The organism is Sphingorhabdus sp. EL138 (assembly GCF_900258045.1).
Classification (GTDB): Bacteria; Pseudomonadota; Alphaproteobacteria; order Sphingomonadales; family Sphingomonadaceae; genus Parasphingorhabdus.
Map to the genome: position 1 here is coordinate 372,211 of NZ_OGVD01000001.1, position 11,706 is coordinate 383,916.

The 11,706-nt window shown below is 55.6% G+C and carries 11 protein-coding genes; 2 read left to right on the top strand and 9 right to left on the bottom strand.

The window, feature by feature from the left end; all coding sequences use genetic code 11:
• The first annotated feature begins 4 nt into the window (after positions 1 to 4).
• Positions 5 to 1,798, top strand: a complete 1,794-nt coding sequence (locus tag DK507_RS01825; RefSeq protein ID WP_109354379.1) for an SLC13 family permease — start codon at positions 5 to 7, stop codon at positions 1,796 to 1,798.
• A 113-nt stretch (positions 1,799 to 1,911) separates the two neighbouring features.
• Positions 1,912 to 2,541 (top strand): peroxiredoxin, encoded by a 630-nt coding sequence (locus DK507_RS01830; protein ID WP_109354380.1) that lies wholly within the window; start codon positions 1,912 to 1,914, stop codon positions 2,539 to 2,541.
• 16 nt (positions 2,542 to 2,557) lie between these two features.
• Here the strand turns inward: DK507_RS01830 and DK507_RS01835 are convergent, their stop codons facing one another.
• From DK507_RS01835 to DK507_RS01875, 9 genes are all read right to left on the bottom strand, one after another.
• On the bottom strand, positions 2,558 to 4,120 hold the full coding sequence (locus DK507_RS01835; RefSeq protein WP_109354839.1) for a peptide chain release factor 3: 1,563 nt from the start codon (positions 4,118 to 4,120) through the stop codon (positions 2,558 to 2,560).
• A 99-nt stretch (positions 4,121 to 4,219) separates the two neighbouring features.
• Positions 4,220 to 6,592 (bottom strand): phenylalanine--tRNA ligase subunit beta, encoded by a 2,373-nt coding sequence (gene pheT / locus DK507_RS01840; protein WP_109354381.1) that lies wholly within the window; start codon positions 6,590 to 6,592, stop codon positions 4,220 to 4,222.
• Positions 6,589 to 7,704: a phenylalanine--tRNA ligase subunit alpha gene (gene pheS / locus DK507_RS01845; RefSeq protein ID WP_109354382.1), complete on the bottom strand. Its 1,116-nt coding sequence runs from the start codon at positions 7,702 to 7,704 to the stop codon at positions 6,589 to 6,591. Before pheS ends, pheT begins: the two co-directional genes overlap by 4 nt.
• Before the next feature lie 111 nt (positions 7,705 to 7,815).
• Positions 7,816 to 8,178: a 50S ribosomal protein L20 gene (gene rplT, locus DK507_RS01850; protein ID WP_108811565.1), complete on the bottom strand. Its 363-nt coding sequence runs from the start codon at positions 8,176 to 8,178 to the stop codon at positions 7,816 to 7,818.
• 44 nt (positions 8,179 to 8,222) lie between these two features.
• On the bottom strand, positions 8,223 to 8,423 hold the full coding sequence (gene rpmI / locus DK507_RS01855; RefSeq protein WP_108811566.1) for a 50S ribosomal protein L35: 201 nt from the start codon (positions 8,421 to 8,423) through the stop codon (positions 8,223 to 8,225).
• 147 nt (positions 8,424 to 8,570) lie between these two features.
• Entirely contained in the window at positions 8,571 to 9,479 is a 909-nt protein-coding gene (locus DK507_RS01860; RefSeq protein WP_109354383.1) for an AraC family transcriptional regulator, read from the bottom strand.
• The gene (hisN, locus tag DK507_RS01865; protein WP_109354384.1) at positions 9,467 to 10,246 is read right to left on the bottom strand and encodes a histidinol-phosphatase; all 780 of its coding nucleotides are present in this window, start codon (positions 10,244 to 10,246) and stop codon (positions 9,467 to 9,469) included. The genes DK507_RS01860 and hisN overlap by 13 nt, the downstream gene beginning before the upstream one ends.
• A gap of 65 nt (positions 10,247 to 10,311) precedes the next feature.
• A complete protein-coding gene (locus DK507_RS01870) occupies positions 10,312 to 10,713 on the bottom strand; it encodes a hypothetical protein (protein WP_216822313.1) in 402 nt (133 codons plus the stop codon).
• Positions 10,714 to 10,758: 45 nt separating this feature from the next.
• Positions 10,759 to 11,694: a ribose-phosphate pyrophosphokinase gene (locus DK507_RS01875; RefSeq protein ID WP_109354387.1), complete on the bottom strand. Its 936-nt coding sequence runs from the start codon at positions 11,692 to 11,694 to the stop codon at positions 10,759 to 10,761.
• Between the last annotated feature and the right edge of the window lie 12 nt (positions 11,695 to 11,706).

The window sequence follows — 11,706 nt, forward strand, 5'->3', positions numbered from 1 at the left end:
AGTTTTGGATTGGGCATATTATTGGGATATCGCGAAACCCTATGTCGGATTGGCGATATTATTTGCTCTCTTCACGGCCTTTGTTGGTGAGCGCCGCCCGCCGGCGGTGACGGCGGTTGTTGCGGCCGCATTAATGCTGTTGCTTGGACTTCTCAGCAGCAATGACATGCTATCGGTATTTTCCAATCCTGCGCCGCTGACCATTGGCGCGATGTTCATCCTGTCCGGTGCCCTGGTGCGAACCGGAGTAATCGAGGCACTTGCAGGTTTTGCGGCGCGCAAGGCAGAGAACCGACCGTTCATGGCAATAGGTGGCTTTCTCGGCGGCACTTTTGCATCATCGGCGTTCGTCAACAATACACCGGTGGTCATCATCCTGATCCCGATCATGCGCAAAATTGCAAAGGTTTCCGGCATAGCGGCGAGCAAGCTGCTCATCCCGCTATCCTATATATCCATTTTGGGTGGTAGCCTGACCTTGCTCGGCACATCGACCAACCTGTTGGTCGACGGTGTGGCGCAGGAAAATGGGCAGGCGGCCTTTGGCTTGTTTGAAATAACCCAAGTTGGCCTGATCGCTGCGGCAACCGGGATTGTCATGATCGCAATATTGGGGCCGCTATTCCTGCCAAAGCGAGACAGTGAAAGCCTGTCAGACCAGATGCCAGAATCCTACTATCTGACCGATATCCGGATAAGGGATGACAGCGCTTTCGTCGGGAAGCAGATTTCAAGCATCAGCGCCTTCACCCATTCGGGTGTAGACATCATCGGCCGCCGTGTCGGGCGCGATATCGACCGGTTCGAGTTTTCCGACCACATCTTGGAAGGCGGCGAGACGCTCGTTGCCGCCGTGACGCAGGAAGAACTTTTGTCTCTCGCCGAAATTGACGGAATTTCATTGGGCTATGCTGGCGTCAAGCAACCGGATGTACCGATGGGTGACGAACATACGCGGCTGGTCGAGCTGGTCATTGGCCCCTCCCACCGGTCTGTCGGCAAATCCCTGCCCAGCCTGCCCTTTTTGTCGCGCGTGCCTGCGCGGGTACTGGGCCTGTCGCGACCGCGTCACATTGCCGGACCGACGCTGTCCGATGCGCGTATCCGCCATGGTGACAGCTTGCTGGTACAGACCGATGATATTTCCATCAGCACATTGCAGGAAAATGCCGATCTGGTGCACTTGCAGGAACCAGAAGCGCGATCCTACCGGCGGCGGCGGGCGCCAGTCGCAATCCTTACCCTCGCGATCATCATCGTCGCCGCGGCATTGGGCGTGATGCCGATTGCCGCTTTGGCGATGCTCGGTGTCGCGGTGGTTTTGCTGACCAAATGTATCGACAGCGAAGAGGCATGGGGGGCCATGGATGGCAATGTGCTGGTGCTGATCTTCGCCATGCTGGCGGTGGGCAAAGGGCTGGAAAATGCCGGGACGGTGCAACTGATCGTCGACACACTGCTGCCGCTGCTCAATATGATCTCACCGTTGTGGCTGATCATCGCGATATATTCGCTGACCTCCCTGCTTACCGAAACCGCCACAAACAATGCAGTCGCTGTCATAATGACGCCACTGGTCATTGGTATTGCCGAGCAAACCGGCGTGGATGTCCGCAGCCTGCTGGTCGCGGTGATGTTCGGCGCATCGGCCAGCTTCGCCACACCCGTTGGCTATCAAACAAATACTTTAGTTTATACGGCGGGTAATTACCGCTTTTCCGATTTTGTCCGGATCGGCCTGCCGCTGAATATCGGGGTAGGTTTGGCGGCCTGTTTTGCGATCCATTATATCTTCTGATCACTATCCGGTTTGATATGTAATATCCCTGATTGCGCCCATACGTGGTCGCCATCATTTGTCTTCGTGAAACACAGGCCCGTCTTGAACGCGGCAAAACGAAGGAAATGATCATGTCTCTCCATATTGGCGACGTTGCGCCCAATTTCGTCGCCGACAGCACCACTGGTGAAATCGACCTGCACACTTGGGCGGGGGATGACTGGGTCTTCTTCTTCAGCCACCCAGCCGATTTTACGCCTGTCTGCACGACCGAAATGGGTCGGACGGCCCAGCTTGCCGAGGATTTTACCGCCCGCAATGTTAAGCCGTTGGGCCTTTCAACCGATATTGTCGAGGAGCATTGGGACTGGATTCACGACGTAAACGCCACGCAGAATACCAGTGTCCGCTTCCCGATCATCGCGGATCCGGATTGCAAGATCGCCAAATTATACGACATGATCCATCCCGATGAGAGCAATACGGAGGCGGTGCGTTCGGTCTTCATCATCGATCCGGAGAAGAAAATCCGCCTGATCATGACCTATCCGATGAGCATCGGGCGTAATTTTGACGAGATTTTGCGCGCCATTGATGCGTTGCAGCTATCGGACAGGAAAAACATCGCCACACCAGCCGACTGGCGGTCCGGCGACAAGGTGATCATCCCGCCGTCGATTGAAAAGGAAGAGGCGGAGAAGTTGTTCCCACAAGGGTGGGACGAACAGCGGCCCTACCTGCGCCTGACCGAAGTCTCTTGAAAGTTCCGTTTCTGCTTTACCGCTCTCGCGTTGCGCTGAACTTGATGTCCGGATTGCGCTCTTCCTGATAATTCACATCCCAGCCGGATTTGGCGAGAAATACCAGATTGTCGTCCCGATCCTTGGCAAGGCTGGTCTGGTTGATATTGGCGAAAGCGCTCAGCACCTCATCATTGCCGCTGATCCAGCGGGCGGTTTCGAAGGGAGCGGGCTCAAGACCGGCCTCGACCTTATATTCTGCTGAAAGGCGGCTCACCAACACTTCGAGCTGCAACTGCCCTACCACGCCGATAATCCAGTTGGCCCCGATTTCGGGATAGAAAACCTGCACGACGCCTTCTTCGGACAGGTCATCAAGCGCCTTGCGCAGTTTCTTGGTTTGGGTCGGGTCTTTCAGGATCACACGGCGCAGGATTTCCGGCGCAAAGTTCGGCAGGCCCGTAATCCGCACCTGATTCTTCTCGCTGAGCGTATCGCCGACACGCAGTGTCCCGTGGTTGGGAATGCCGATAATGTCGCCGGGCTGTGCGGTATCGGCAATTTCGCGGTCCTGCGCGAAGAATAATATCGGGCTGTGAATGGCAATCGGTTTGCCGAGCGCTGACGGCGTCAGTTTCATGCCGCGTTTAAATTCGCCAGAACATAGCCGCATGAAGGCTATGCGATCACGATGCTGCGGGTCCATATTCGCCTGAATCTTGAAAATGAAACCCGTCACGTCTTTGCTATCCGGTCCAATCGGTGCAGGCTCGGCCGGTTGCGGGCGCGGCGGTGGCGCGTGGTCCGCAATAGCATCAATCAGCTCTTCCACGCCAAATTGTTTTAAGGCCGATCCGAAATAGACCGGTGTCAGATCGCCGTTGCGATAGGCTTCCAGATCGAAGCTATTATAGCCCCCCTGCGCCAGTTCGCCCTCGCTGGTCAGTCGTTCCAGCGCTTCGTCACTCAGCACATCGGCGAGTTTGGGATCCTCCAGCCCGTCAAATTGTTGCGCCCGGCCATCATAATTTTTGCTGTCGCCATCAGGTTGATGCAGCTGGTTTCGGACGAGGTCGTAAATACCCTCAAACTGCCCGCCCATGCCCGTGGGCCAGCTCATCGGACAGACGTCCAGTGCCAGTTTGTCCGCCACTTCGTCGAGCAGCTCAAACGGATCGCGCCCCTCGCGGTCAACCTTGTTGACGAAGGTGATGATCGGCACGCTGCGCAGGCGGCAGACTTCAAACAGCTTCAGCGTCTGCGCCTCGATCCCGCTTGCCGCATCAATCACCATGATCGCGCTGTCGACGGCGGTCAGCGTGCGATAAGTATCTTCCGAAAAATCCTCATGGCCCGGCGTATCGAGCAGGTTGAAGGTGATGCCGTTACGCTCGAACGTCATTACCGAGCTGGTCACGGAAATCCCGCGCTGCTGCTCGATCTTCATCCAGTCAGAGCGCGCCCGCCGGTTATCGCCCCGCGCCTTGACCTCGCCCGCCAAGTGAATAGCGCCGCCTTTCAGAAGAAGTTTCTCGGTCAACGTCGTCTTACCGGCATCGGGGTGAGAGATAATCGCAAATGTGCGGCGTGGGTTGGTCATAATATTCTCTATTTTCTCGTCATGCTGAACTTGTTTCAGCATCTCTGTTGATATGGCTTGTTTCCTGAGATCCTGAAACAAGTTCAGGATGACGAATGGCTAACCCCTCAATTCCGCACCCAATTTCGCGGCGCCGGCCACAACCTTGTCCGAAACGGCTTTTAAATCCTCGTCGGTCAGCGTTGCTTCCATAGGCTGCAGGGTAATCTCCACCGCCAGCGATTTCTTGCCCTCACCAACGCTTGCACCCTCGAACAGGTCGAACAGGCGCGCGCCGGTGATCAGTTTTTTGTCCGCACCTTTGACCGCGCGCACCAGGTCGCCGGCTGGCAGGTCTGCATCGACAATGAAGGCAAAATCGCGGGTTACTGCCTGCAGAACGGGCGGGGCGAAGGCCTCACGCATATGATCTTTGGCTCTTTTCACCGGGATGGCATCGAGGAAAATCTCTGCGGCAACCGCCGTGCCTTTCAGGCCCATGGCCTTGGTCACAGACGGATGCAGCACGCCATAAGCAGCCAATATTTTCTTGGGACCCAACCGCAACGTACCCGACTGACCGGGATGATAATGACCACCCGCTTCTGCAAAATCCATCAGCTTGGCCGTAGGAGCGCCCACGGCTTCCAAAATCGCAAGTACTTCGGCCTTGGCATCGAAAGCATCATATCTTGTCGCCGATCCTGCCTGCCAGCTGCGCGCCCGGTTCTCGCCCGCTAGCACGAGACCAATGGTCTGATGCTCGGTGGATTCCAGATAGCGCCGACCCACTTCGAACAAGCGAATGGACGATGCGCCGCGATCGGCGTTGCGTTGCGCCGCGGCAATCAGGCCGGGCAATAAGGATGGCCGCATCACTTTCAGCTCTTCGCTGATCGGATTGGCAAGTGACCATGTGCCGCCGCCAAAGGGCGCGGCTTCTTTGTCGGAGATAAAGCTCCAGGTCACGGTCTCATTTAACCCGCGCGCGGCCGCCGCACGGCGCGCCTTGCGTTCGGCCAGTTGCTCCGGCGATGCCGTGGGTTTGGCAACGCCAGCTTTGCGCGGCAGCGGTGTGGACGGAACGCTATCCAGCCCTTCGATCCGCACCACTTCCTCAACCAGATCCTGCCAACCGGCAATGTCCCGGCGCCAGGTTGGCGGCGTGACTTGCCAGTTGTTGTCGACCGCGAAACCCAGAGATTCCAATATGGATTTCTGTTTCTCCGGCGTAACGTCAATACCCCCCAAGGCGGCACATTGCCTGGGATCATAGCTGATCATCGGCATGTCTGTCGGCGGTGTCCCGGCGCGGGTTATGTCGCTGGCCTTGCCGCCGCAAAGCTCGAGCACCAGGGTGGTCGCGATATCAAGGCCATCGTCCAGAAATGCCGGATCCACACCGCGTTCAAAGCGCTGGCGCGCATCGCTGGTGAGCATCAGTTTCTGGCCGATTTTGGCAATCGAAGCGGGATCGAAATAGGCGCACTCGATCAGGACTTCGGTGGTAGATTCCTCCGAACCAGTGTCGGCACCACCCATGATGCCGCCAATGTCATGCGCGCCATTGTCATCGGCGATCACTGTCATGGTCTCGTCGAGCACATACTCCTTGTCGTTCAGCGCCGTGAGCTTTTCGCCCGCCCTCGCCTTACGCGCCACCAGACCGCCGTTGAGCTTTGCCACATCATAGACATGCAGCGGTCGGCCATGGTCCAGCATCACATAGTTGGTGATGTCGACCAGGGCGTTGATCGGCTTCTGGCCAGCGGATTTCAGCCGTGCCTGCATCCAGTCCGGCGATGGACCATTGGTCAGGCCGGTTACCGTGCAGCCATAAAAGGCCGGGCAGCCCTCGGCATCATCAGTCCGGATATCGGGGCCTGCGCCGCTTCGCCCCACCGAACCGATTTCGAGCGGTTTCAGTGTACCGAGACCAGCCGCCGCCAGATCACGGGCAATGCCGCGTACGCCCATGCAGTCCTGTCTGTTGGGCAGGACAGCCGCATCAATAACCGGATCATCCAGCTTGGCATAATCCGCATAGCTGGTACCGACAGCACCAGCCGCATCGGTGGGCAGTTCAATGATACCATCATGATCATCGCCCAGTTCCAGCTCGCGCGCACTGCACATCATGCCAAAGCTTTCGACATCGCGGATTTTTGCGGGTTTCAGCGTGAAATCACTGCCCGGAATATAAGTGCCGGGAGGGCCGAATACGCCAACCATGTCCTTGCGCGCATTGGGCGCGCCGCACACCACTTGCCATGGCTCATCGGAGCCATCGTCGACCTTCAACAGCTGCAGCTTGTCCGCATTGGGATGCGGGCCGGCCTCGATGACCTTGGCCACGCGGAACGGGCGCAGGGCATCGGCAGGGTTCTCCAACCCTTCCAGTTCCAATCCGATTGCTGTCAGCTTTTCGGTAATTTCGGTCAGGCTTGCATCGGTATCGAGATGGGCTTTGAGCCAGCTTAGCGAGAATTTCATGCGCCCACTCCTCCGCTCAATGTGGGTACGTCGAGCGCGTCAAATCCATAATGCTCCATCCAGCGCAGATCGCCGTCAAAGAACGCCCGCAAATCATCCATGCCATATTTCAGCATGGCAAGCCGATCGATGCCGCAGCCAAAGGCAAAGCCCTGCCAGACATCGGGATCAAGTCCGCAATTGCGAATGACATTGGGATGCACCATGCCGGAGCCTAGGATTTCCATCCAGCCGCCTTCATTGCTGCGCGCGTCACCGCCGATGATCCGGCGGCCTTTTTCGACCGAGAAGCCGACATCGACTTCGGCACTGGGCTCTGTGAACGGGAAATAGCTTGGGCGCAGGCGCAGTTCGATATCGTCGCGTTCAAAAAACGCACGTACAAAGGTTTCGAGTGTCCATTTGAGATGACCCATATGAATATTCTTGTCGATCACAAGGCCTTCGACCTGATGGAACATCGGCGTATGGGTGGCATCGCTATCACTGCGATAGGTGCGGCCCGGCGCGATAATGTAAATCGGCTCGCCCTCACCGTTAGTTTGCTTGGCAACATCCATCATCGTGCGGATTTGCACGGGCGAAGTGTGTGTACGCAGCAGTTTTGGCATGCCCTGATCGTCGGTTTGCGGGAAATAGAAAGTGTCATGCATCGCGCGCGCCGGATGGGTTTCCGGAATATTGAGTGCGGTGAAATTATGCCAGTCATCTTCGATTTCCGGACCCGTAGCGACCGAGAAACCGAGGTCGGCGAAAATCTCGGCCAGCTCGTCCATCACCTGCGAAACCGGATGAATGCTGCCTTTGGGCGCGCTTGGTGGCGGCAAGGTCATGTCGAGTTTTTCGGTGGCGAGCCGTGCGTTCAGCGCTTCGGTTTCAATGCTGTCCTTGCGCGCGGCAATTGCATCGGCCACGGCCTGACGGGCACCGTTGATTTTTGGGCCTTCACTCTGGCGTTCTTCGGGGGTCATTTTGCCAAGCGTTTTAAGCAGCAGCGAAATCTCGCCTTTCTTGCCCAGCGCAGCAACGCGGATCGCTTCCAAGGCATCGCCATCGCTGGCCGCTGCTATCTGTCCGAGATAATTCTCTTTAATTGCTTCGATGTCACTCATGACTTTACCCTATTTTCCCTGCTGACCGTCTAAAGCAGGCTGCGGTGAAAAACCCAATAAAAAAGCGCCGCGAGATTGCTCTCCGGCGCTTCTTTGAAATTATTTAAACACTTAAGCTTTCGCTAGAGCATCCTGCGCCTGTTTGATGAGGCCGCTAAACACTGCGGGTTCATTCATCGCTAGGTCGGCCATGACTTTACGGTCGAGCTCAATGCCGGCCAGCTTGGTGCCGTGAATGAACGTGCCATAGGTCATGCCTTCTGCACGGACCGCAGCGTTGATACGCTGAATCCAGATGGCGCGGAAAGCCCGCTTTTTAACTTTACGATCGCGATACGCATATTGACCGGCTTTTTCGACAGCCTGCCGCGCAACGCGGATGGTATTTTTGCGGCGGCCATAATAGCCTTTTGCCTGATCCAGTAATCTTTTATGTTTTGTACGAGTGGTCGTACCCCGTTTTACACGTGCCATTTTCTATATCCTTGAATTCTATGAAGCTATGGGAGCGCGAGCTACTAAAGCCCGTAAGGTGCCCATTTCTTGACTGTCCGCGCATCGGCATCACACAATTTCTTGGTGCCGCGCTGCTGACGGATATATTTGCTGTTATGGCTCATCAAACGGTGGCGTTTGCCGGCTACGCCGTGCTTTACCTTGCCGGTTGCGGTGATTTTGAAGCGTTTCTTCACACCACTTTTGGTCTTCAACTTGGGCATTTTGGTCTCCTTTGAAAAGTTACCGTTACGGACACATGTGGCAGCCCAACACTGGCCAGTGCGTCACATCGGAACGGCGGCAATAGCTAGATTCGCCCAAAATGCAAGAAATAATGCAGTTTCATCGTCGCTTTGTGCAGTTGTTCGTTAAGCAGCGTTACAATTATCGTCAGAGTCAGGGTCTTCGGGCCTGTCCATCGCCTGTAAAGGTCGCCCCAGTGCCTTCGTGCGCTCGCTCGCACCGATCCCGAAGATGGGATGCGGCTGGGCCATATACTGCCGCGGCGTCAGTCCCATGAATCGCTTGAAGTCACGGTTGAAATGCGCCTGGTCATAATAGTTGAGATCGACACACTCGCTCCAGTTTTGGTTTGGGTTCATGAGGGCCTGACCCAATGTGCGAACAAAACGCTGTCTGCGAAGCAGCAATTTCGGAAGAAATCCAAAAACGCGGCTCGAAAATCGGCTCAGTTGCTTGGTATCCATTTGCAGTCGTTCACTCAGCGCGCCAACGCTGTCAATATCAGGATCTGTCAGTGCCAGATGGGCAGCCTCAATCTGCTCCTCTTCCGGATCCGGTGGTGACAGGGCTTCCAGCAACAACCGGTTAAAGACATCGATCATTTCTGCTTCGGTCTCGGCAACCCTGATGGCGTTCCAGATTTTGGCAAAGAGGTCGAACTTGTGCGCCGTTTCAACGTCCACCACTTTGTTGGCCCACCGCGATGCGGGTTGCCCGACAAATTTGTACCAGCCTAGCGGTAGCAGACCAATTGCGGCAATTCGTGATGATTTGCTCGAAATTGGAGCCGCCAAACTGGTCGGCCCGGTCATTGCTGCCAGCGGCGAATCCTGAGGCTTGTGGTCAGGAACTGTCATTTTGACGCTACCGCAGTGGATATAGCGGACACTGGCCCATTGTGGCAGCAGCATGTCCGAGATGTCCGACCCGTCCGGACTCTCAATATCGGTGAAATAATAGGTTGTCAGATAGCGTTGCAGCGGTGGCGGCGGCAGGACGAACCGTGTTTTGCTGACAGGCTCTAGTGGTTGCATGCAATAGCCTCCAGCACGTCATCGACACGCGCCTGATCGCCGATGGCAAGCACATGACCGTCCGAATCCGCATGAAGCGGTTCGCCATTCCAATCACACATCATCCCGCCGGCGCCATCAATAATCGGTGCAAGTGCAGCATAGTCATGAAGCATGAGCCCTGCCTCGCAGACCACATCGACATGGCCGCTGGCAACCAAGCCATAATTGTAGCAATCGCCGCCATAGATAATCTTGCGCGGCGCAACTTTACTCGCAAGATCCATGAAATGATCGGCGTCATGCTCGTCAAACTGATGCGGGGTTGTGGTTGCCAGCACGGCATCCTTCAACTCACGGCAGCGCGCCGATTGAGCCGCAGCTCCATTAAAGGTTGTAGGCCGGCCTACCACTCCGACCCATCGCTCTCGCGCTATCGGCTGGTCAATAATCCCGATAACCGGCCAATCATCCTGCATCAACGCAATAAGTGTTCCGAAAATCGGTCGCCCCGCGATGAAGCTGGTGGTTCCATCAATCGGATCAAGGACCCATTGGCGAGAAGCACCTTCGTTGATCGTGCCATATTCTTCGCCGATAATGCCGTCTTCAGGGCATTCTGTTTCGATAATCTTGCGCATCGCGGCTTCCGCAGCGCGATCAGCTTCGGTTACCGGGGTCGAATCACTCTTTGATTCCTGATCAAATTTCGTACGGAATAAGGGACGAATGGCATCGCCCGCAGCATCGGCCAGCTTTTCAGCAAGAGTGATATCCTTGGGTGTCATATTCCCTTAATTGGCAGCAAAATGGTCCTTTGACCAGCGTCGCTCATTGAAAAACACAGCGCGAATCAAGATAACTCCGGTTTAGCAGGCCGCCAAGCCCAGAGATAAAGGATCAATCCTGTTATTATAAATAGGGCACAGCCAGACAATACCCAGGAATTTGCATACCAATATTCACCCCAGGAAAATTCTCCCGCCATGATCTTTTTCCACCCATTGAAATGCTGCATGGCCGCGACGACCAGCCCGAGGACAGCAAGTACCGATGATGTCCAGCGATTTAGCCAGTGTTGCGGGTTGGCCAAGAGAAGGAGCCCCAATAGTCCGATTACGGTTCTTTGCGCACGGCAATATGGGCAGATATAAACCCAGCCTGCCAACTCGGTGATCCATGCGAAGACCGAAATCGCGATCGCAAGGACCGCAATATGAGTGCGATATTTCATCAATGTTTCTAGATTTGGCACAATGGCTTTCCCTCCCCCTAGGGATTCTTGAAACCGGAATTCAGATCAATCAAACAGGCTCGAAACAGAACTTTCGTCGGCAATACGTTTGATCGCTTCGCCCAACAAAGGCGCGATCGTCAAGTGGCGCACGCGATCCGATTCTTGAACCGCTTCGGTTGCACCAATGGAATCGGTGATCACCAACTCCTTAAGCGCGCTGTCATTCACCCGGGCCACGGCTCCGCCGGAAAGAACGCCGTGGGTACAATAAGCGACAACTTCGGTAGCGCCTTTATCTTTCAGCGCCTGCGCAGCGTTACAAAGCGTTCCGCCGGAATCGACAATATCATCGATCAATATACAAAAACGCCCGGAAACATCGCCGATGATGTTCATGACTTCAGATTCGCCGGCACGTTCACGGCGTTTATCGACAATTGCCAGTGGCGCGTTGTCCAACCGTTTGGCGAGCGCGCGGGCACGAACCACACCGCCAACATCCGGCGACACAACCATCAGCTCATGACCAGCAAAACGGGCCTGAATGTCCGCCGACATTACCGGTGCACCATAAAGATTGTCGGTAGGGATATCGAAAAAACCCTGAATTTGGCCTGCGTGCAGATCAACCGAAAGCACCCGATCAGCGCCCGCTTCAGTGATAAGGTTGGCGACGAGTTTGGCTGAAATAGGTGTTCTCGGGCCCGGTTTCCGGTCTTGTCGTGCATAGCCGAAATAGGGAATCACGGCAGTAATACGCTTCGCAGAGGCACGGCGCAGAGCGTCGATACCGATCAACAATTCCATCAAATTGTCATTGGCCGGGAAGCTGGTCGATTGCATGATGAAGACGTCTTCGCCGCGCACGTTTTCATGGATTTCTACAAAAATCTCATCGTCCGCAAAGCGTTTCACGCTCGCATCGGTCAACTTGATATCCAGATAATCGGCTACGGATTGAGCGAGCGACAGATTGCTGTTGCCGGACATGAGTTTCATTGATTGGCTTCC